The organism is Roseomonas nitratireducens, assembly GCF_017813355.1.
Classification (GTDB): Bacteria; Pseudomonadota; Alphaproteobacteria; order Acetobacterales; family Acetobacteraceae; genus Neoroseomonas; species Neoroseomonas nitratireducens.
Window position 1 is genome coordinate 53,978 of record NZ_JAGIYZ010000008.1, and the last position, 22,774, is coordinate 76,751.

Annotated in this window: 13 protein-coding genes; 6 read left to right on the forward strand and 7 right to left on the reverse strand. The window is 72.6% G+C overall.

All coding sequences use genetic code 11. The annotated features are described in order from the left end of the window. Positions 1–32 precede the first annotated feature (32 nt). On the forward strand, positions 33–683 hold the full coding sequence (locus tag J5Y09_RS09905) for an NnrU family protein (RefSeq protein ID WP_209351601.1): 651 nt from the start codon (positions 33–35) through the stop codon (positions 681–683). Between the two features lie 9 nt (positions 684–692). Here the strand turns inward: J5Y09_RS09905 and J5Y09_RS09910 are convergent, their stop codons facing one another. From J5Y09_RS09910 to J5Y09_RS09940, 7 genes are all read right to left on the reverse strand, one after another. Then, positions 693–2,387: a methyl-accepting chemotaxis protein gene (locus tag J5Y09_RS09910; RefSeq protein ID WP_209351602.1), complete on the reverse strand. Its 1,695-nt coding sequence runs from the start codon at positions 2,385–2,387 to the stop codon at positions 693–695. A gap of 313 nt (positions 2,388–2,700) precedes the next feature. Beyond that, a complete protein-coding gene (locus tag J5Y09_RS09915; RefSeq protein ID WP_245217011.1) occupies positions 2,701–3,747 on the reverse strand; it encodes an AbrB family transcriptional regulator in 1,047 nt (348 codons plus the stop codon). A gap of 5 nt (positions 3,748–3,752) precedes the next feature. Next, complete coding sequence (locus J5Y09_RS09920) at positions 3,753–4,667, reverse strand: allantoinase PuuE (RefSeq protein WP_209351604.1); 915 nt, start codon at positions 4,665–4,667, stop codon at positions 3,753–3,755. A 19-nt stretch (positions 4,668–4,686) separates the two neighbouring features. After that, entirely contained in the window at positions 4,687–5,505 is an 819-nt protein-coding gene (locus J5Y09_RS09925; RefSeq protein ID WP_209351605.1) for an ABC transporter permease, read from the reverse strand. Further along, positions 5,498–6,331 (reverse strand): ABC transporter permease, encoded by an 834-nt coding sequence (locus tag J5Y09_RS09930; RefSeq protein ID WP_209351606.1) that lies wholly within the window; start codon positions 6,329–6,331, stop codon positions 5,498–5,500. The genes J5Y09_RS09925 and J5Y09_RS09930 overlap by 8 nt, the downstream gene beginning before the upstream one ends. Before the next feature lie 7 nt (positions 6,332–6,338). Continuing rightward, a complete protein-coding gene (locus J5Y09_RS09935; RefSeq protein ID WP_209351607.1) occupies positions 6,339–7,358 on the reverse strand; it encodes an extracellular solute-binding protein in 1,020 nt (339 codons plus the stop codon). Further along, positions 7,355–8,434, reverse strand: coding sequence for an ABC transporter ATP-binding protein (locus J5Y09_RS09940; RefSeq protein WP_209351608.1), 1,080 nt, complete (start codon positions 8,432–8,434; stop codon positions 7,355–7,357). Before J5Y09_RS09940 ends, J5Y09_RS09935 begins: the two co-directional genes overlap by 4 nt. A gap of 206 nt (positions 8,435–8,640) precedes the next feature. Here J5Y09_RS09940 and J5Y09_RS09945 point away from each other — a divergent pair, with 206 nt between their 5' ends. The 5 genes from J5Y09_RS09945 (at position 8,641) to J5Y09_RS09965 (ending at position 22,754) form a co-directional block, all read left to right on the forward strand. Beyond that, positions 8,641–9,531 carry a polysaccharide deacetylase family protein gene (locus J5Y09_RS09945; RefSeq protein ID WP_245217002.1) on the forward strand — a complete coding sequence of 297 codons (891 nt, stop codon included), beginning with the start codon at positions 8,641–8,643 and terminating at the stop codon, positions 9,529–9,531. Between the two features lie 137 nt (positions 9,532–9,668). Beyond that, positions 9,669–17,549: a putative Ig domain-containing protein gene (locus tag J5Y09_RS09950; RefSeq protein WP_209351609.1), complete on the forward strand. Its 7,881-nt coding sequence runs from the start codon at positions 9,669–9,671 to the stop codon at positions 17,547–17,549. A 98-nt stretch (positions 17,550–17,647) separates the two neighbouring features. Further along, positions 17,648–19,285, forward strand: a complete 1,638-nt coding sequence (locus J5Y09_RS09955; RefSeq protein ID WP_209351610.1) for an ATP-binding cassette domain-containing protein — start codon at positions 17,648–17,650, stop codon at positions 19,283–19,285. Then, positions 19,282–21,402 (forward strand): peptidase domain-containing ABC transporter, encoded by a 2,121-nt coding sequence (locus tag J5Y09_RS09960; protein ID WP_209351611.1) that lies wholly within the window; start codon positions 19,282–19,284, stop codon positions 21,400–21,402. The genes J5Y09_RS09955 and J5Y09_RS09960 overlap by 4 nt, the downstream gene beginning before the upstream one ends. Continuing rightward, the gene (locus J5Y09_RS09965; RefSeq protein WP_209351612.1) at positions 21,399–22,754 is read left to right on the forward strand and encodes an HlyD family type I secretion periplasmic adaptor subunit; all 1,356 of its coding nucleotides are present in this window, start codon (positions 21,399–21,401) and stop codon (positions 22,752–22,754) included. Before J5Y09_RS09960 ends, J5Y09_RS09965 begins: the two co-directional genes overlap by 4 nt. Positions 22,755–22,774 lie beyond the last annotated feature (20 nt).

Genomic DNA, 22,774 nt, shown 5'->3' on the forward strand with positions numbered 1-22,774 from the left:
GTCCCGACCGGCCCGCTGGCCGGGCCCGCGTGATGGAAGGCTGGGGCGAATACGCCCTGGCCTGGGCGCTGTTCCTGGCAAGCAACGTGCTGCCGGCGCGCCCCGCCCTGCGCGGCCCGCTGGTCCGGCGGGTGGGGGAGGCGCGCTTCGCCATTGCCTACAGCGCCGTCTCCCTCGCCATCCTCGCCTGGCTTGTCGCCGCGGCGGGTCGTGCGCCGGCCTGGCCGCTCTGGGGCTGGGCGCCCTGGCAGGCCTGGGTGCCGAACCTGATGATGCCGGTCGCCTGCGTGCTGCTCGCGCTCGGCGCCGGCATCCCCAATCCCTTCTCGATCGGCGGCGCGCGGGCCTGTCTCTACGATCCGGCGCGGCCGGGCGTGCTCGCCCTCACGCGCCATCCGGTGCTCTGGGCAGTCACCTTGTGGGCCGGGGCGCATGTGCCGCCCAATGGCGACCTCGCGCATGTGCTGATGTTCGGCGGCTTCGCCGCCTTCGGGCTGGCGGGCATGCGTGCCCTGGACAGGCGCCGCCGCCGCGCCTGGGGTGCCGCGCGATGGGCCGAGATGGCACCGCGGCAGCGGGTGAACCTGCCGCCGTGGCGCGTCGCCGCGGGCCTCGCGGCCTGGGGCGTGCTGGCCGGGCTGCACGCCGACATCATCGGCGTGCCGCCCTGGCCTGTCGCCTGACGCGGCGGGTCAGGCCGCCTGGCGGCGCAGCCGCGCCGTCAGCTCCTCCACCGCGCCGCGCAGCGCCTCGCCCTGCCGGGCGACGTCGCCGCTCGCGCCGCGCACCTCGCCGATGGCGCGCGCGGCCTCGGATGCCGCATCCGCCACGCGCTCGATGCCGCCCGAGACGGTCTGCGTGCCCTGCGCAGCCTCGCCCGCCGCGCGGGCGATCTCCTGCGTCGCCGCCCCCTGTTCCTCGACCGCGGCGGCGATGGCGCTGGCGATGCCGCTCGCGCGCTCCACCGCCCCGGCGATGCCCTGGATGGCGTCGATCGCGGCACGCGTCGCACCCTGCATGTCGGCGATCTGGCGGCTGACCTCCTCGGTCGCCTTCGCCGTCTGGGCGGCGAGCGCCTTCACCTCGCCCGCCACCACCGCGAAGCCCTTGCCGGCATCGCCCGCGCGCGCCGCCTCGATCGTCGCGTTCAGCGCGAGCAGGTTGGTCTGCCCGGCGATGCTGCCGATGATGCGGGCCACTTCCTCGATGCGCCGCGCGCCGTCGGCCAGCGCGCCCACCGTCTGGTCGGTGGCGCGGGCCTGCGCCGCCGCGTCGCTCGTCGCCTCGCTCGAGGCGACGATCTGCCGGGAGATCTCGCTGACCGTCGCGGTCAGCTCCTCGGCCGCCGCGGCGACGGTCTGGACGGAGGCGCTGGCCTTCTCCGCGCCCTCGCCGGCCGTTGCCGAGATGGCGCGGGTGTGTTCCGCCGTCGCGCCGACGGTCGTGGCGGAGCCGTCGAGCTGCGTCGCCGCCGCGGCGAGCGTCGCGGCCACGCCGCCGAGGGAGCGCTCCACCTCATCCGCCAGCGCGAGGGTGGCGGCGCGGCGCTCGGCCTCGGCCTTCTCGCGCAGCGCGGCGCCCTCCGCCTCCGCCGCGCGGCCGCGCAGCGAGTTGTGGCGCAGCACTTCCACCGCCTGGGCGAGGCCGCCGATCTCGTCGCCGCGCGCCTTGCCGGGGACCTCGGCGTCGAGCCGCCCCTCGGCCAGCTCGCCGACCGTGCCCGTCAGGCGCAGCATCGGGCGGACCACGCCGAGCAGGACGAGCAGCACCGAGCCGATAAGGCCGATCGGCAGGGCGACGCCGAGCATGATGTAGGCGACGAGGCGCGTCTGGTCGAAGGCGCCGTCCATCGCGCCCCGGGTCTGCTCGACGAGGCGCATCGCGCGGTCCTCGATGGCGCGCAGGTGCCGGCGCGCGGTGGCGATCTGGCTGGCGGACTCCAGCGCCAGGCGCCCGGCGGCGTCGAACTGGCCCTCGCGGGACAGGGACTCGATGCGCCGCGCGACCTCCCGGTGCTGGCTGATCGCGGCGCGGATGGCGGCGACGTCGGCGTCGTCGCCGTCGATCCGGCGCTGGCCGATCGCGTTCAGGCGACGCTGGAACCGTTCATGTTCGTCGGCCACCGTCCGTTCCATGGCCGCGCGTTCGGCGGCGGGAAGCTCGATCGGCAGGAATTCGACGGCGCGTGCGTAGGACAGCAGGTTGCCCGTCGCGCGCCCGCCTTCGAAGCTGTGATCGTTGGCGGCGCCGAGGCGGTCTTCGAGCGCCTCCAGGTGGTTCAGCGTGTCGATGCTCTTCCAGCCGATCACGCCCGCGATCGCGGCAACAAGGAAGACGGCGCCCAGCAGCTTGGGCGCCAGTCGGATACGCGCAACGAAGTCCAGCATGGTCCGGGATTCCTCAACATGTTCACCCGGCGGACGGTCGTTCCCGACCACCGGTGCGCCAGCCGGCGCGTCACGTTGGGCGCGCGGGTCTGAGCCTTGCCGGCCGCCAGTTGGCGACCGGGAAAGGCAGCGTGCAGGCCCCTTCGCGGGCTCGGACGATGCCGTCTCCGGCGCGGATCATTTGCCGCGCTGACTGAACGGGTGATGAATGCCCAGGCATATGAAAGTCGCCTTTTGTCGCCCGGCGCGCGCATTCACGAAGTGAAAATCCGACATGCCGGCGGCGTGCCCCGACGCGTGCCGGCGGCGCGGTTCACGGGCCGGGCGGGGCCCCGCCGCCGCGCCGGTGCAGCAGCCGGAAGGCCGGCGGCGTCAGCAGCGTGACGAGGAAGATCCGCGTCACGTGCAGCGTGACGATCAGCGCCACGTCGAAGCCGAGCACCTTGCCGGTCAGGCTCATCTCCGCGACGCCGCCGGGCGCGGTGCCGAGCAGCATGGCGCCGGCGGATTCGCCGAACATCCAGGCAAGCGCGACGCCCGCCGCGCCGCAGGCCGCCATCAGCAGCAGCACCTGCGCCACCGCATGCGGCAGGTAGCGGCGCAGCGGGCGGATCGTCTCCCGCCCGAAGGCGGCGCCGAGGCTCGCGCCGAGCGCCACCTGCGCCGCCGCCGAAAGCCAGCCCGGCACGCCCGACGGCGCGATGCCGGCCGCGGCCAGCCCGCCGCTGACGGCGAGCGGCCCGAGCATCCAGCCCGCGCGCACGCCCGCCCTGACCAGCAGCCACCCCGCCGCCCAGGCGACCAGCAGCAGCGGCAGCAGCCACATCGGGCGGAAGGGCAGCAGGGCGGAGATCTGCGGCACCTCGCCGCGCAGTCCCGCCAGCGCAAACAGGTTCGGCACCAGCACCACCACAGCGCAGACGCGCAGCGATTGCGCGAGTGCGACATGGGCGGGCCGCCCGCCATAGGCTTGCGCGAGCATCGCCATATCGGCGACGCCGCCGGGGATGGAGGAGAACCAGGCCGTCGCCATGTCCACCTTCGCGCGCCGTGCGAGCGGCGGCGCGAGCAGCGCGCCGAAGGCGAGCGTGATGGCCGCCGCGACCAGCAGCAGCGGCGCCTTGGCCGCGATCAGCGCCGCCGTCGCCGGCGTGAAGTAGGCCCCCAGCGCGACGCCGATCACGCCAAGGCAGCCATTGCGCAGCGGCGCGGATGCTTCCGCCGGCAGGCCCGAAAGCCGCGCCGCCGCCACCGCGACGAGCGCGCCGATCAGCCAGGGCAGCGGCAGCGACAGCGCGGCGAAGGCCGCGCCCCCCGCGGCACCGAGCGCGAGGCCGAGCGCGAGCCGCCCGGCGCGCATCGGCGTCACGCCGCCGGCGCGGGATGCACCTTCAGCCAGTGCCGCGCGATGTCCACGCGCCGCGCCACCCACACATCCTTGCGGCTGCCGATGTGGTCGAGCAGCCGCTTCAGCCCCATCGCCCGCGCCGGATGGCCGATCAGGCGCATGTGCAGCCCGATCGACATCATCTTCGGCCGACCCTTCTGGCCTTCCTCGTACAGCATGTCGAAGGCGTCGCGGACGAAGGAGAACCACTGGTCGGAGGTGCCCATCCAGCCCGCGTACTTGCCGTCGTTGTTCACGAGCGAATAGGGCACGACGAGGTGCGGCTTGCCTTCCACGCGCACGTAGAAGGGCAGTTCCTCACCATAGTAGTCGCTGTCGTAGAGGAAGCCGCCATGCTCGGCGACCAGGCGGCGGGTGTTCACCGAGGGTCCGTAGCGGCAGTACCAGCCATCGGGGCGGTGGCCGACGGTCTTCTCCAGGCTCGCGACGGCCTTCGCGATGTGCTCGCGCTCCTCCGCCTCGCTCAGTTCGAAGTGCTTCACCCAGCGCCAGCCATGGGAGCAGACGTCGTAGCCCGCGGCGCGGATGGCGGCGGCGGCTTCCGGGTTGCGTTCCAGCGCCAGCGCGCAGCCGAAGACGGTCATCGGCAGGCCGCGTTCCTGGAACAGGCGCATCAGGCGCCACACCCCGACGCGGGAGCCGTATTCGAACATCCCTTCCGCGGCGAGGTCGCGGCCGGACTTCACCTGGTTGAGGCCATGCGCCTCGGTCAGCCCGTTCTCCGTCACGCCGTCGCCGAGCTCGAAGGAGGGCTCGGAGCCTTCCTCGTAGTTCATGACGAAATTCACCGCGACCTTGGCGCCGCCCGGCCATTGCGGGTCGGGCGGATTCGCGCCGTAGCCGATGAAGTCGCGCGTCACTTCGTAGGGCATGCCGTCTCTCCGGGCCGTGTCATCCGCTCATGCGCCGCGCCAGGCCCACGGCGCGGTCCATCACCAGCAGCAGGATGAAGGCAACCGCGACCAGCACGCCAGAGGCCGCCGCGACGCGGACGTCCAGCGCCGTCTCCATCATGCCCCACAGGCGGATCGGCAGCATGTCCGTCTGCGCCGAGGCGAGGAACAGCGAGACGGGCACGTTGTCGAGCGAGGAGACGAAGGCGAGGAAGGCGCCCGCGGCCACGCCCGGCATGATCAGCGGCAGCGTCACCCGGCGGAAGGTGCGCCAGGGCCCGGCGCCGAGCGCGGCGCTGCTTTCCTCCAGCGCCGGGTCGAGCCCCGCCGCGGCCGCGCCCACCGTGCGCAGCGCGAAGGGCGCGGCGATCATGGCATGCCCCGCGACCAGCAGCGCGAGGGAGGGCGGCAGCCGCAGCCAGGAGAAGAACATCAGCGCCGCGAGGCCGAAGGCGATGCCCGGCAGGACGAGCGGCGCCATGAAGCCGCCCTCGGCTAGGCGCGCCCAGCCCGCGCGGGACCGCGCGATGGCCAGCGCCGCGGCGGTGGCGAGGGCGGTCGAGACGATGGCGGTCAGCGCTGCGACCAGCAGGCTGTTGCCCGCCGCCACATGGATCTGCGCCGAGCGCACCGGGTCGAACAGGTCCCGGTACCATTGCAGGGTCAGCCCCGGCGGCGGGAAGCGCAGCGCGCGGGAGGAGGTGAAGGAGGTGACGAGCACCACCAGCACCGGCCCGACCAGGATCAGGAAGCCGATCCCCGCCAGCGCGACGATCAGCAGCACGAGCAGGCGGTCGCCGCCCGAATACCTATGCATGGCGCACCCGCGAGCCGAGCAGGGAGAGCGCGCCGGCCACCATCAGCACCGAGGCCATCAGCGTGATGGCGAGGGCGGCGGCAAGCGGCCAGTCGAACACCACCATGGCCTGCTGCCAGACCAGCGCTGGCAGGTAGTTGAGCCGCCCGCCCCCGATCACGCCCTGGGAGATGAAGGCGGTGGATGCGCTGGCGAAGACCAGCGTCGCGCCGGCGACCAGCCCCGGCATCGCCATGGGCAGCACCACCTTCCACAGCGTGCGCGCCAGCGACCCGCCGAGCGAGGCCGAGGCGTCGAGCAGGGCGGGGTCGATCCGCGCCAGCGCCGCCAGCAGCGGCAACAGCATCAACGGCATCTCGATCTGCGTCAGGGCCAGGATCAGCCCGTGTTCCGTCTGCAGCAGCGCGACCGGCGCGGTGATGATGCCGGCGCCGAGCAGCGTCGCGTTGATCACGCCTTCCCGCCCCAGGATGACGATCCAGGCGAAGGTGCGCACGACGACGGAGGTCAGCAGCGGCAGCACCGCGGCCATCAGGATGATGCGCCGGAGCGTCGGCCCCGCCGCCATGTGCACCAGCGCCAGCGGCACGGCGAGCAGCGCGGTGGCGAGCACCGTCAGCGCGCCGAGCCGCATCGTGTTCAGCACCGATTGCAGGTGGAAGGAGTCGGCGAGCGCGTCGCGCCAGCCGCGCATCCCCCAGTCGCGAAGATTCTCGTCCGTCGCGAAGGAGGTGGCGACCAGCAGCAGCAGCGGGGCGACGAAGAACAGCACCTGCGCGAGCGCCAGCGGCAGGGCAAGCTTCCAGGGGCCGTTGCCCGTCGCCATCGCCGTGTCAGCCCGCCATCTCGCGGTTGAAGCGCGCGATCCACTGCGCCCGCACCGGGTTGATCCGCGCCCAGTCATGGGTGACGAAATTGCCGATCTCGCTGATCGAGCGCATCGGCACGTCCGCACCCGGCGTGACGTCCTTGTTCACCGGCACGAAGAAGTACGGATCCTGGGCGAGCGCCGCCTGCACCGGGGTCGCGATCATCTCGTCGATGTACTTGTACGCGGAATCGAGGTTCCGGCTGCCCTTGGCGATGTGCATCGTCGTCACGAAGGCGGCGGCGCCGGTCTCCGGCACCGCGAAGTCGATGTTCACCCCGCGGGAGCGCAGCAGCGTGACCGTGTAGGTGTTGGTGTACATCACGTCGATCTGGCCCTGCTGGAACATCCCCGGCATGGCGGCGGGCTGGCCGACCGCGGCGACGTTCGGGCGGATGCGGCGCAGTTCGGCGAACAGCGGATCCATGTTCGCCTCGGACCCGCCGAGCGCCTTGGCCATCTCGATCAGCGAGATGGTGCCGAAGGTGGTGCCGAAGCCCGTCAGGCCCAGCTTCGGCACGTATTCCGGCTTGAACAGGTCCGCCCAGCCCTTCGGCTTGGCGACCTTGGTCGGGTTGTAGGCGATGCCGACCACCTGCGCCGCCACCGCCGCGCCATGCGCATCCGCATAGCCGTCCGGCAGCAGGGCGCGGTTGGTCAGCTTCGCCGGGTCGAAGGCCTCGAAGAGCCCGAACTCGATGCCCGAGACGCGCGGGCCGGGGTCGAGCACGAAGACGTCGAAGGGCGGGTTGCCGCGCGCCGCGCGCGCCTTGGCGATCTGGTCGACGGCGAAGAGCGGCTCGAAGGCGACGCCGATGTTGTGCCGTTCCCGCAGCCGGGGCGCGAGCACGGCGCGCAGCGCCTCGTCCCAGCCGCCGGGATAGACGGCGGCGGTCATGGCGGCCTGGGCGCGGGCCGCGTCCCAGGGCAGGGCGGCGCCGGCCAGGGCGGCGCCCAGCAGGTGGCGACGGCGGAACTCGGTCATGTCGTGTCTCCTTCGGGAAAGAGGGCCGGCGTCGCATCCGGCCGCAGCGCCACGCGCACCGTGCCGGGGGTCGGCGGCGCGCCGTGGCGGGCCGCGTGCAGCTTCAGCTCCGTCGCGCCGGCCTCGATGTCGTGGATCAGCGCGGGGCCGAGCGGCAGGGATTGGCGGAGCCTGGCGGGGAAGGCGTCCGGCGCCTCCGCGCCCTCGCGCAGCGCCAGCTGCTCCGGCCGTGCGCAGAGCACGACGCGCGCGCCGATGTCGAAGCCGCGCGTCGTCTCGACCGCGAAGGTCGCGCCGGCATCGAGCCGTACGCGATATCCCGTGCCGTCCCGCGCCTCGATCCGGCCGGGCAGGCGGTTGGTGGTGCCGACGAAGCCCGCGACGAAGGCGGTGGCCGGGCGGTCATAGACCTCGGCCGGCGGGCCCACCTGCTCGACCTGGCCGGCATTCATCACGGCCATGCGGTCGGCCATGCTCATCGCCTCGTCCTGGTCGTGCGTGACCAGCACGGCGGTGACGCCGAAGCGGCGCTGGATGCGCTTGATCTCGAGCTGCAGGTCGAGCCGGAGCGAGCGGTCGAGCGCGGCGAAGGGCTCGTCGAGCAGCAGGATCGAGGGTTCGATCGCCAGCGCGCGGGCCAGCGCGACGCGCTGCTGCTGCCCGCCGGACAGCGCGCGCGGCCGGCGGTCGGCGAAGCCTTCCATGCGCACGGCGGCCAGCGCGGCTTCCACCTTGCGGGCGATCTCGGCCCTGGGCAGGCGCCGCGCCTCGAGCCCATAGGCGACGTTCTCGGCCGCGCTCATGTGCGGGAACAGGGCGTAGGACTGGAACACGATGCCGACGCCGCGCCGGCCCGGCGGCAGATGGTCGATCGCCGCGCCGTCGACCAGCACGCGGCCGGCCTCGGCGCGGATGAAGCCGGCGACGGTGCGCAGCAGCGTGGTCTTGCCGCAGCCCGAAGGTCCGAGCAGGGCGAGCATCTCGCCCGGCTCGACGCTCAGCGTCACGTCGCGCACGGCCAGGGTCTGGCCGTAGCGCACGCGCACGCCGTCCATGTCGAGTCGGTGGCCACGCATGCGCGCCGCCGCGTCCGGGGCCGAACCGGCCGAGCGCGAATCATCCAGCATGGCGCAGGTATCGCAACGCCCGTGCCAGCGACGTTTCGGCGGGCGGTGGCGCGGGCGGGCGTCGCGCATGCGGCGCGCACTGCCTATTCGCTGTGCGGTCTGCCCCGCGGGCTCGCAACATTGCCGCGCGCGCCGCGATGCGCGAAGCAGGGCGCATGACACGCGACCTGATCGGCTATGGCGGCGCCTGGCCCGAGATGCGGTGGCCGAACGGCGCGCGGCTCGCCGTCTCGGTGGTGGTGAATTTCGAGGAGGGCGCCGAACAGCAGGTCGGCGACGGCGACCCGCAATCGGAACGCATGGGGGAGGTGATGAGCGTCGTCGCCCCCGGCACGCGCGACATGGGGCAGGAGCAGATCTTCGCCTATGGCCTGCGCGCGGGGCTGTGGCGGATGCTCGATGCGCTCGACCGGCACGCGCTGCCGGCGACCTTCCTGATGTGCGGCCGCGCCGTGGCGCGGGCCCCCGCCCTGGCGGCGGAGGTCGCGCGGCGCGGGCACGAGGCCGCCGCGCATGGCTGGCTCTGGCGCCCGCATGCCGACTACGCGTCCGCGGCGGAGGAGGCGCACGACCTCGACCGCTGCATCGAGACCATCGCGGCGGCGACGGGGGCGCGGCCGCGCGGCTTCTTCTGCCGCGGATCGGAAAGCGCCTGGACGCGCGGATTGCTGGCCGAGCGCGGGTTCGGCTGGGTGTCGAACGCCTTCGACGACGACCTGCCCTATCGCGACCCGGATCATCCGGCGCTGCTGGTGCTGCCCTATGCGCTCGACAGCAACGACATGAAGTTCTTCCACCCTAACGGCTTCGTGCGCGCGGCGGAGATGGTCGAGTATGTCGGCGATGCGCTCGATGTGCTGCTGGCGGAGGCGGAGGCCGGCAGGCCGCGATTGCTCAACATCGGCTACCACCTGCGCATCTGCGGGCGGCCGGGGCGGTTTCCGGCCTTCGACCGTGTGCTGGCGCGACTTGCCGCCCTGGGTGACCGGGTGTGGGTGGCGCGTCGGGGCGAGATCGCCGAGGCCTGGGCCGCCGCGACGCGTTGAAGGGCCGCCGGGACGGTGACGCATGAGGCCTGGCGGCGCCGGGTCCTGCGTTAATCGAACGGAAACGAGAATGGCCCAGTTTCGGAACGATGTCGCAGTCTTCGTCCGAACGGGCCCTGAGCGAAGCGGGCGCGGCCGTGCCGCGCGCCGATGCGCGGGGCGTGCTGCCGGATCCGCACGATCCCGCGGTCGAGATCGACCAGAGCATCGCGGGCGCGCTGCTGCGCCCGAAGCTGGACGGCGACGTGGCGGCCAATGTCCTCGGCAAGCTCGCGGCCTTCCAGCGGCCCGACGATGTGCTCGCCCGGCCGCATGACGCGCCCACGCATGCCGGCGCCGCGGGGAGCGCCACGCCGGATCCGGGCGCCCCCGCAACGCCGAACGCTTCGTCCGTTGGCGCCATGCCCGCCGGCGCGCCCGACCGGGCGCGGGGCGAAGTTGTGGAGGCGGGCCCGTTGCCCGGCGGCGCGGCTGGCGTGTCCGCGCCGATCGTCGCGGCCGATGGCGAAGGTCGCGAGCGCGGCGTCGATGAGCAGGTCGCGCCTCCTCCCGCCTCGATGTCCTGGGTTCCTGCGCCGGCCGAGGAGACGCCCGCGATCTCCGCGACCGCCGCGAAGGATCCGGGCGATGAGGTGCTGTTCGCCGAGGCTGCCGAACCGCCGGCCGCGGAGGAGCCGCGCGAGGACGGCCAGGCCGATGGGACGCGGGAGTCGGCGCCCGACACCGGGGATGATGGTGGCGAGGACGCCAACGACGCGCCTGTCGTGGCCGCGACCCTGCCCGATGCGGTGGCGACCGAGGACAGCGCCTTCAGCTTCACGGTCCCCGCGGGCGCCTTTGCCGATGCCGATGCCGGCGACGCGCTGACCTATGCGGCGACGCTGTCGGATGGGTCGCCGCTGCCGTCCTGGTTGCGTTTCGACCCAGCGACGCGGACCTTCTCCGGCACGCCCGGGAACGGCGATGTCGGGACGCTCCATGTCCGTGTCACGGCGACGGATGGGAGCGGTGCGGCCGTCAGCGATGATTTCACGCTGACCGTCGCGAACGTGAACGATGCGCCGACAGTCGCGTCTCCGCTGGTCGACCGCGCGGCGACCGAGGATAGCGCCTTCAGCTTCACAGTCCCCGCCGGCGCCTTTGCCGATGCCGATGCCGGCGACGCGCTGACCTATGCGGCGACGCTGGCGGATGGGTCGCCCCTGCCGTCCTGGCTGTCCTTCGACCCGGCGACGCGCACCTTCTTCGGTACGCCCGTGAACGGCGATGTCGGGACGCTTGCCGTGCGCGTCACGGCGACGGACGGCAGCGGTGCTGCCATCAGCGACGACGTCACCCTGATCGTCGGGAATACCAATGACGCGCCGACGGTTGCATCACCACTGGCCGACCGTGCGGCGACCGAGGATAGCGCCTTCAGCTTCACGGTCCCCGCCGGCGCCTTTGCCGATGCCGATGCCGATGCCGGCGACGCGCTGACCTATGCGGCGACGCTGGCGGATGGGTCTCCGCTGCCGTCCTGGCTGTCCTTCGACCCGGCGACGCGGAGCTTCTCCGGCACGCCCGCCAATGGCGACGTCGGCGCCATCTCCATCCGGGTCACCGCGACCGACGGCAGCGGTGCAAGCATCAGCGACGACTTCACGCTGACGGTCGGAAACACCAATGACGCGCCGACAGTCACGTCTCCGTTGGCCGATCGCGCGGCGACCGAGGGAACCGCGTTCAACGTTACGGTCCCCGCAAGCACGTTCGGCGATCCGGACACTGGCGACGGACTGAACTACACGGCGGCGCTGGCGGATGGCTCGCCCTTGCCGTCCTGGCTGTCGTTCGACGCAACGACGCGGACCTTCTCCGGCACGCCCGCAAACGGCGACATCGGCGCCATCTCCATCCGGGTCACCGCGACCGACGGCAGCGGTGCGAGCGTCAGCGACGACTTCACGCTGACCGTCGGGAACACCAACGACGCGCCGACGGTCGCATCGCCGCTGACCGACCGCGCAGCGACCGAGGACAGCGCGTTCAGCTACCAGGTCCCGGCGAATGCCTTCGCCGATCCGGACATCGGCGACGGCTTGACCTACACGGCGACGCTCGTCGACGGGTCGCCTCTGCCGTCGTGGCTCAGCTTCGATCCGGCGGCGCGGACCTTCTCCGGCATGCCGGGGAACGACGATGTCGGGACGCTTGCTGTCCGTGTCACGGCGACGGACGGCAGCGGCGCGAGCATCAGCGACGACTTCACGCTGACCGTCGGGAATACGAACGACGCGCCGACGGTCGCATCGCCGCTGACCGAACGCGCAGCGACCGAGGACAGCGCGTTCAGCTACCAGGTCCCGCCGAATGCCTTCGCCGATCCGGACGTCGGCGACGGCTTGACCTACACGGCGACGCTCGTCGACGGGTCGCCTCTGCCGTCGTGGCTCAGCTTCGATCCGGCGGCGCGGACCTTCTCCGGCACGCCGGGGAACGACGATGTCGGGACGCTTGCTGTCCGTGTCACGGCGACGGACGGCAGCGGCGCGAGCATCAGCGACGACTTCACGCTGACCGTCGGGAATACGAACGACGCGCCGACGGTCGCGTCTCCGCTAGCTGACCGCACGACGACCGAGGACAGCGCGTTCAGCTACCAGGTCCCGGCGAATGCCTTCGCCGATCGGGACGCCGGCGACGGGGTGACCTACACGGCGACGCTCGTCGACGGGTCGCCTCTGCCGTCGTGGCTCAGCTTCGATTCGGCGACGCGGACCTTCTCCGGCACGCCGGGGAACGACGATGTCGGCGCCATCTCCATCCGTGTCACGGCGACGGACGGCAGCGGTGCAAGCGTCAGCGACGACTTCACCCTGGCCACCTCGAATACCAACGATGCGCCGGTGCTGGCCAACGCGATTGCCGACCGCACGGCAAACGAAGACGCTGCATTCAGCTACCAGATTCCCGCGCACGCCTTTGCCGACGCCGATGTAGGCGACATGCTGACCTATGTGGCGACGCTGGTGGACGGCTCCCCCCTGCCATCCTGGCTGACCTTCGACCCGGCGACGCGGACCTTCTCCGGCACACCGGATGACGGGCAGGTCGGCACGACCTCGGTTCGTGTCGTTGCCACCGACAGCGCCGGGATGCGCGCCAGCGACAGCTTCGACATCGTCGTCGCAGGCGTGAACGACACGCCCACGCTGGCCAATGCGATCGGCGACCGCGCGGCGACCGAGGACAGCGCCTTCAGCTACGAGGTCCCTGTGAACGCCTTTGCCGATGCCGACGCAGGCGACCAGCTGGCCTACACGGCGACGCTCGCGGATGGGTCGCCGCTGCCGTCCTGGCTGGGCTTCGATCCGGCGACGCGAACCTTCTCCGGCACGCCGGGCAATGGTGATGTCGGGACGCTCACCGTCCGGGTCACCGCGACCGACGGCACCGGCGCCAGCGTCAGCGACGACTTCACGCTGGCCGTCGCGAATTCCAACGATGGGCCTGCGCTGGCGAACGGGATCGCCGATCGCGCGGCGACCGAGGACAGTGCCTTCAGCTACCAGGTGCCTGCGAACGCCTTCGCCGATGCCGACAACGGGGACTCGCTTACCTACACGGCGACGCTGACCGACGGCTCACCCCTGCCGTCCTGGCTGGGCTTCGACGCGGCGACACGCACCTTCTCCGGCACGCCCGCGAACGGCGATGTCGGGGCGCTCTCCGTCCGGGTCACCGCGACCGACGGCGTAGGCGCCAGTGTCAGCGACGACTTCACGCTGACCATCGCCAACACCAACGACGCACCGCATGACATCACCCTGACCGGCACCACCACGGGCGCCGGCCTTTCCGCAGTCTACAACGCCACCTTCGACAAGTACTTCGCCGTCGTCTCCACGCACCAGACCTGGGATGCCTCGATGGACATCGCCCAGGCATCCTTCCTGGGCGGCGTCGCCGGCACCATGGCAACCCCCGGTTCGGCGGCCGAGGATGCCTTCGTCAGGTCGCTCACCACGGGCCACTACTGGCTTGGCGGCAGCGACCGGAATGCCGAGGGCGTATGGCGGTGGTACCAGGGCGACGTCGCCGGCCAGCAGTTCTGGTCGGGCGGTTCCGCCGGCAGTGTCGTCAACGGCCAGCATGCGGCATGGACCCCGGGCGATCCGAACGGCGGGACTGGCGAGAACTTCCTGCTGGCCAACCTGATGCCAGGCAGCACGCACTGGCTGGACTATGGTGGTGGCAACTCCAGGACGATCGTCCAGTGGGATGGTGCCAGGGTCCGTGCCGCCGCCGCCGTGCAGGATGGCGGCGCCGTGGCGAGCGTGACCGAGAGTGCTGCGAGCGGCACCCTCGTGGGCACGCTGTCGCGCAGCGATGCCGATTCCGGTGACACCGCCACCTTCGCCATCGTGGGAGGCGCCTCCGCCGCGAAGTTCGCCATCGTCGGCGGAAACCAGCTACGGGTCGCCGCCGGCGCCCAGTTCGACGCCGAGACCAGCCCGACCGAGACGGTCGTCCTGCGCGTCACCGATGCGACCGGCGCCAGCCGCGACGAGACCTTCGTCATCGGCGTGGAGAACATGAACGAAGCGCCGGTCGTCGCGACTCCCATCGCCGACCAGGCGGCGACCGAGGATGCCCCGTTCAGTTTCCAGCTTCCCGCGGGAAGCTTCGTCGACGCAGATCCCGAGAGCAGGCTGACCTATTCGGCTTCTCTCGCCAGCGGCGCGCCGCTGCCGTCATGGCTGAGCTTCAACGCGGCCACACGGACCTTCAGTGGCACGCCGACGAACGACCACGTCGGCACAATCACCGTCCGCGTCAGGGCATCCGACGGAACCCTGACGACAAGCGACGACTTCGTCCTGACCATCGCCAACACGAATGATGCTCCGACCGTGGCGAACCCGATCGCCGACCGGACGGCGACGGAAGACGCGACCTTCCAGTTCCAGGTTCCGGCAAATGCGTTCCGCGACGTCGATGCGACGGATGCGCTGAGCTACACGGCGACGCTGGCGGACGGCTCGCCCCTGCCGTCCTGGCTGGGGTTCGATCCGGCAACACGGACCTTCTCCGGCACGCCGGGGAACGGCGATGTCGGGACGCTTGCTGTCCGTGTCATAGCGACCGACGGCAGCGGCGCGAGCGTCAGCGACGACTTCACGCTGACCGTCGGGAATACGAACGATGCGCCGACGGTCGCGTCTCCGCTGGCCTACCGCACGGCGACCGAGGACAGCGCGTTCAGCTGCCAAGTCCCGGCGAATGCCTTTACCGATGCCGACGCAGGGGACGCGCTGACCTACACGGCGACGTTGGCGGATGGTTCCCCGCTACCATCGTGGCTGTCTTTCGACGCGACGACGCGGACCTTCTCCGGCACGCCCGAGAACGGTGATGTCGGCACCATCTCCGTCCGTGTCTCCGCGACCGACAGCAGCGGCGCGAACGTCAGTGATGACTTCACCCTGACCGTCGGCAACACGAATGACGCGCCGACGCTGACCAACGCGATCGCCGACCGTACGGCGACTGAGGACAGCGCGTTCAGCTGCCAAGTCCCGGCCAGCACCTTCGCCGATTCCGATGCCGGCGATACGCTGACTTACACGGCGACCTTGGCGGCTGGTTCCCCGCTACCATCGTGGCTATCTTTCGACGCGACGACGCGGACCTTCTCCGGCACGCCCGGGAACGGTGATGTCGGCACCATCTCCGTCCGTGTCTCCGCGACCGACAGCAGCGGCGCGAGCGTCAGTGATGACTTCACCCTGACCGTCGGCAACACGAATGACGCGCCGACGCTGACCAACGCGATCGCCGACCGTACGGCGACTGAGGACAGCGCGTTCAGCTACCAGGTCCCGGCAAGCATCTTCGCCGATTCCGATGCCGGCGACACGCTGACTTACACGGCGACCTTGGCGGATGGTTCCCCGCTACCATCCTGGCTGTCTTTCGATGCGACGACGCGGACATTCTCCGGCACGCCCGGGAACGACGACGTCGGCGCCATCTCCGTCCGTGTCATCGCGACCGACAGCAGCGGCGCGAGCATCAGCGACGACTTCACCCTGACCGTCGGCAACACGAATGACGCGCCGATGCTGACCAACGCGATCGCCGACCGCGCCGCGACCGAGGACAGCGCCTTCACCTACCAGGTCCCCGCGAACGCCTTCGCCGATGCCGATGCGGGCGATACGCTGACCTACACGGCGACGCGCGCGGACGGCGCCCCCCTGCCGTCCTGGCTGTCCTTCGACGCGACGACACGCAGCTTCTCCGGCACGCCCGCAAACGGCGACGTCGGCGCCATCTCCGTCCGCGTCATCGCGACCGACAGCAGCGGCGCGACCATCAGCGACGACTTCACGCTGACCATTGCGAACACCAACGATGCGCCGACGCTGGCCAACGCGATCACCGACCGTACGGCGACTGAGGACAGCGCCTTCAGCTATCAGGTCCCAGCAATTGCCTTCGTCGATCCGGACGCCGGCGACACCCTGACCTACACCGCGACGCGCGCGGACGGCTCCCCCCTGCCATCCTGGCTGTCCTTCGACACGACGACGCGGACATTCTCCGGCACGCCCGGGAACGGCGATGTCGGCGCCATCTCCGTCCGTGTCATCGCGACGGACGGCAGCGGTGCAAGCGTCAGCGACGACTTCACCCTGACCATCTCGAACACCAACGATGCGCCGACGCTGGCCAACGCGATCGCCGACCGCGCGGCGACCGAGGACAGCGCCTTCACCTACCAGGTCCCCGCGAACGCCTTCGCCGATGCCGATGCCGGCGACACCCTGACCTACACGGCGACGCGCGCGGACGGCTCCCCCCTGCCGTCCTGGCTGACCTTCGACGCGACGACGCGCACATTCTCCGGCACGCCGGGCGATGGCGATGTCGGGACCCTCTCCGTCCGCGTCACTGCCACCGACCGCGCCGGTGCGAGCATCGCCGACAGTTTCGACATCACCGTCGCGGCTTCCGCCCCGGCCAACACGGCCCCCACCGCCATCGCGCTGGCCACGACCAGCGCGGGGGAGCGCACCGCGCCCGGTGGCGCCATCGCCACGCTCAGCACCAGCGACGCCGACGCGGCGGACAACCATACCTATTCGATCGTCGGCGATCCGGACCAGATGTTCGAGATCCGCGGCAATACCCTGGCGCTGCGCTACAACACCGCCTTCGATCGCGAGGAACAGGCCTCGCACAGCGTCACCATCCGCAGCACCGACGGCTCCGGCGCCAGCGTCGACCGCACCGTGACCATCAACGTCACCAACTTCGCCGAAACGCAGCGCACCGGTACCGCGGCCGACGAGAACCTCTCCTCCGCCGGCGGCAACGAGGACATGCGCGGCCGCGGCGGCGACGACAAGCTCGACGGCAACAACGGCCAGGACCGCCTCTGGGGCGAGGACGGCAACGACGAGCTGAAGGGCGACAACGGCAACGACCAGCTCTGGGGCGGGGCGGGGCGGGACTCGCTGCGCGCTGGCGACGGGGCCGATTACGGCTTCGGTGGCGCCGGCGACGACAGCATCGAAGGCGAGAACCACAATGACAGCCTCTGGGGCGAGGCCGGCAACGACACCATCGACGGCGGCAACGAGAACGACATGCTCTGGGGCGGCGCCGACCAGGACAGCCTCTGGGGCGGCAACCACGACGACACCCTGATGGGCGAGGACGGCAACGACACGCTCGAAGGCGGCAACGGCGCGGATGTCCTGCAGGGCGGGGCCGGCAACGACCGGCTGGTCGCGAACAATGACGGCTTGTCCGACACCTTCTCCGGCGGGGCCGGAACCGACACGATCGCGCTTGACCATGTCGGATCCCATGGCGGCGGCAGCTGGACCCTCCAGCTGACCTCGGAGGCGGTCGTCAGCCAGGGCGCCGGCTTCCTCGAACTTTCCGCCGACGCCGACGGCCATATCGTCTTCGCCGACAATTCCCAGATCACCTTCCAGGATATCGAACGCCTGACCTGGCAGTAGGACCGCGACCCGGCACGGCGCCTTCACGCTTCTTGAACCTCACCCGTGCTAGCCGTCGGATGCGCGGACCCGGAACGGTCCGCATCCGACAGGATGTCATGATGGAACGGGCTGCGACATATCGCCTGCCGGGCCTGGTCTCGGCACGCATCGACACGCTGGCCGCGTCGGCGCTGCTGAACATCGTCGCGCTGGCGGTGCCCGTGCTGTTGCTGCAGGTATACGATCGCATCATCCCCAACGCAGCCTATGGCACGCTGGCCGCGCTTCTGATGGGCGTGGCCGTCGCCGTTGCGATCGAGGCTGCGCTCCGGCACGCCCGGGCGAGCATCACCGCTTGGTCCGCGGCGCAGGAGGAACATGCCCTCACGCGCCTCGCCCTGTCGCGAATCCTCCACGCCCATCCGCGCGCCGCGGCGACGTCCGGCGCGCAGGCCGACGGGCTGGCGGCGATCGCGGAATGGCGTGCCCACCGCACGGGCCAACTCGCCTTCGCGCTGGCCGACCTTCCCTTCGCGCTGGTCTATCTCGGCTTCCTCGCCTGGCTGTCGCCGCTGCTCGCGGGCATTGCCATGCTGGCGGGCCTGCCCGGCCTGCTCGCCGCCGCGGCGGTCGCGCCGCTCGCCGCGCGCGCCATCGCCGATCGCACGACGGCGGAAGCCGCCCGCCACGACCTGACCTTCGAGGCCGTCGCCGCCATCGAGCCGCTCAAGGCCATGGGCGCCGAAGCCGCCATGCTGCGCCGGCACGAACGCCTCGTCGCGACGAGCGCCGCGGCGGGCCGGCGTACCGCCTTCGCCGTCCAGCTCTGCCAGTCGCTGTCCATGGCCGGCAGCCAGTGCGTCACCGCGGCCGTCGCGCTCGCCGGCGCCTGGCTCGTCATGCAGGACCAGCTGGCCGGCGGCGCGCTCGCCGCCGCCATCCTGCTCGCCAGCCGCGGGCTGGAGCCCGTCGCGCGCCTCGCCGCATCGACGCCCACCCTCGCTCGCGCCAGCGCCGCCCGCGCGCGGATCGGCGCCATCCTCGCCACGCCGCAGCAGCCCCGGGGCGGCGCCACCGTCGAGGACATCGGGGAACTTTCCATCGAAGGCCTCCGCCTCGCCGCGCCGCATCGCGGCCTGCTGCTGCGCGACGCCGACCTCACGCTGCGCCGCGGCGAATGCGTCGCGCTGCGGGGGCCGGGCGGGTCGGGCAAGACCCGCCTGCTGCTGGCCATCGCCGGGCTGATTCCGGCCGATGGCGGCACGATGCGCGTCGACGGGCGGGACCGCGCCACGCTGGACGAGGCGTCGCTCCGCCGCCATGTCGCGCTGCTGCCGCAGCGGCCCACGCTTCTCCCGGGCCGGGTCATCGACAATCTCTGCCGCTTCGACCCGGCGCTGGAGGAGGATGCGCTCGCCCTGGCCGCGGAGCTCGGCCTCGACGAGCATTTCCACCGCCTGCCCGCGGGCTACGCCACGCAGGTCGGCCGCGGGGACGCGCAGGAACTGCCGCCCTCCGTCGCCGAGCGCGTCGCCGCCGTCCGCGCCCTGGTCGCGCGGCCGCGGATCATCCTCTTCGACGATGCCGCCGCGTCCCAGGACCGCGACGGCGAGCGCCGGATGCGCGAGCTGCTGCGGCGCCTGAAGCCGGGCGCCGCGATCCTGATGGTCACCGACCGGCGCGACTGGCTCGCCATCGCCGATCGCCGCCTGCGCATCGAGGAATGCGCGCTGGTCGAGGACGCGCCATCGTGAACGCGCCGCTCGCCGCGCTCGCCCGGCCGGCCGGCCCGGTCGGCTTCTCCGACGGGCCGGCGCGGGAGGGCGCGCCCTGGGTGCTGCGCGAGCTCGCGGCCCGGCTCGGCCACCGCCTCGGTGACCGCGCGCTGCTCGAGGCGCTGCCCCACGCCATGGCCAACGACACCGGCCCGGCGGTCCTTGCCGCCGCGACGCGCCTTGGCCTCGCCCCCCGCCGCTGGGAAGGCGCGAGCGGCCGCCTGCCCGCGACGCTGCTGCCCGCGCTGTGGATCGCGCCCGGCGGGCGGCTGTCGATCGTCGTCGGGCGCACGGACCGCTTCCTCCTCGTCGCGCGGGAGGATCGCGCCGAGCCCGAGCGCGTCCACGCCGTCGCCCTACCCGGGGAACTGCACGTCTTCGCCGGCCGGGACGAGGCGCTGGAAGGTGCCGACCGCCCGCTGCTGCCGCGCCTGCTGTCGGAGCATGCCGGGCCGATCGCCGGGCTCGCCGCGCTCTCGGTGCTTTCCTCCCTCGCCTCCATCGCGCTCGGCCTCGTCGTGATGATCGCCTTCGACATGGTGATCCCCGGCGGCCAGGCGGCGCCGCTGCTGGCGCTCGGCGCCGGCTTCCTCGGCGCGCTCGCCTGCGACGTCGCGCTGCGCACCATGCTCGCCCGCGGCATCGGGCGCATCGGCGAACGCGCGGAACGCCAAGTGCTCGGGCTGGTCTTCGGGAAGGTGCTGCGCCTGCCGCTCTCGGCCGTCACCTCGCAGGATCCCGCGGCGCAGGTGATGCGCATGCGCGACCTGGAGGCGAGCCGGGAGGTCTTCACCGGCCCGCTGCCGCAGCTCATCCTGCAGGTGCCGCTCGTCATCGTCTTCCTCGGCGTGATCTGGGCGCTGGCCGGGCTCGTCGTCGTCGTGCCGCTGCTGATCCTGCCGGTGCAGGTCGTCTTCGCGCTCTTCCTCGTCCCCCGCGCGCGGGAGAAGGAGCGCCGCGCCGGGCTGCTCGCGGCCGAGCGCCGCCGCCTGATCCTCGAGACCCTGTCCCATGCCGGCACGCTGCGCGCGACCGGCGCGGAAGCCGCCTGGCTCGCGCGGTTCCGCGACATCTCGGCCGCCGCCGCCGCCGCCCATGCCCGCGCGGCGCGCGCCAGCCACGCGGTCGAACTCGTCGCGCAGCTCGGCCTGCCGGCCGCGGCCTGCGGCGTCGCGGCGCTGGGCGCGAGCCTGGTGATCGAAGGGCGCATCACCGCGGGCGCGCTGGTGGCGGCCATCATGCTGTCCTGGCGCGTCATCGTGCCGCTGCAATCCTTCTTCCTCGCGGTCAGCCGCGCCCGCCAGGTGGCCGATTCCGTCGCGCAGCTGCACCGGCTCCAGGCGCTGGCCGAGGAACCGCGCCCCGCGCCGGACGCGCCGCGCGCCAAGGGCCAGGGCCGCACGCTGCGCCTGGATGGCGTGGTGCTGCGCGCGCCGGGCGGCGCGCCGCTGCTCGCCGGCGCCTCGCTCGCCCTGCCGCAGGGCGCGCGCGTGGCGCTGACCGGGCCGTCTGGGGCGGGCAAGTCCACGCTGCTGCGCTGCGCGCTCGGCCTCGTGCCGCCGCAGGGCGGCATCGTCACGCTGGGCGGCGTGAACATCGCGCAGCTGGATCCCTCCGCGCTGCGCGCGCGCATCGGCTACCTGCCGCAGCGCCCCGCGCTGATCTACGGCACGGTCGCGCAGAACCTGCGGCTGGCCGCGCCGGGGGCCGAGGATGCCGAGCTCGCCGATGCCTGCGAGGAGGTCGGCATCCTCGAGGACATCCTCGCCCTGCCGGAAGGCTTCGGCACGCGACTCAACGACCTCGACAAGGCGCGGCTGCCGCAGAGCCTGCTCCAGGGCCTCGCGCTCGCCCAGGCGCTGCTGCGCCGGCCGGAGATCCTGCTGCTCGACGATCCGACCCGCGCCCTCGACCGCGCGCGGGAGGAACGGCTCGCCGCCCTGCTGCGGCGGCTGCACGGGCAGGTCGGCGTGCTGATCGTGACGCATCGCCCGGACCTGATCCGCAGCTGCGACCGCGCCTTCACCCTTGGCCAGGGCGTGCTTCGCCCGCTCGCCCCGCCCGCCGCCGCGCCCCGGCCGGAGACCACGCCATGACGCCGAACGAAAGCCCGTCGCCGCCCGCGATCCGTCCGCCGGCGCCCGCCGCGCGCCGCTACACGCTGACGGTGCAGGAGCTGGAGGAATGCCCGCCGCCCGCCTCCGCGCGCGCGGCGATCCTGCTCGGGCTCGTCATGCTCGGCGGCTTTCTCGGCTGGGCGGCGCATTTCCCGGTGACGCAGCGCGCCGCCGGGCAGGGGGAAATCATGCCGCAGGGCTTCGTGCAGCCCGTGCAGCATCCCGATGGCGGCCGCGTCACCGCCATCCTCGTCGCCCCGGGCGACCGCGTGGCGGAAGGCCAGGCGCTGCTGTACATCGACACCGCCGAGGCACGGGCCGAGGCCGAGGCCGCGCGCGCGCGCCATGCCGCGCTCAGCCTCGCCGCCGAACGCCTCACCGCCGCGGCGGAGGGACGGCTCGCCGCGCTCGGTCCCGCGGCCTCCGACGCGCTGGCGCCGATCCGCGACAGCCAGGCGGCGATGGCCGAGGCCGCGGCCCGTCTGCGCGCCGCCCAGCTCGCCGTGCTGGATGCCGAGATCGCCTCCCGCGAATCCGCCGTGGCGCGGGAGACGGCGCTGCTCGCCTCGACCGCCGAGGCGCGCGACCTCGCGCGGCAGGAGGTCACGGTCATGTCGGCGATGCTCGAGCGCGGCCTCGCGCGCCGCAACGAGGTCTTCTCCCTCCGGCAGACGCATCTGCGCGCGGAGGGCGAGGTGGAGCGCAGCGTCTCCGACATCGCCGCCGCGCGGCTGGCGGTCGAGGAAGCGCGCGCGCGGCGGGACGAGCTCGCCGCGCGCGCGCGCAACGAGGCGTTGGCCGAACTCGTCCGCGTCGAGTCCGACCGCGCGGAGGCGCATCAGGCGCTGCTGCGCGCCGAGGCGCGGCTCGCCCGCAGCGTGCTGCGCGCACCCGCCGCGGGCGTGGTGAAGGAGATGGCGCCGCGCGGTGTCGGCAACGTGCTGGAACCCGGCGCGATGGTGGCCGAGATCGTGCCCGAGGATGCCGGCGTGCTCGCCACCGTCGAACTTCCCGCCGACCAGGTCGGCGGCGTCCGCCCCGGCAGCCGCGCGCGGGTGAAGGTGCTGGCCTACGATCCGGCGCGCTTCGGCAGCATTCCGGGGACGGTGCGGCACGTCTCCGCATCCTCCTTCCGCCGGCAGGACGGCAGCATGTTCTTCCGCGCGGAGGTCGCGCTCGATTCCGAGCATGTCGGCGACCCGCGCCGCGGCATGCGCGTCTCCCCCGGCATGAGCGTCTCGGCCGAGATCGCGACGGGGGAGGTCACGCTGCTGCAGTGGCTCGCGCGGCCGGTGCGCAACATCCTCGACGGCGCCTTCGCCGAGCGCTGAGCGCGCGCGGCGGTGCCATC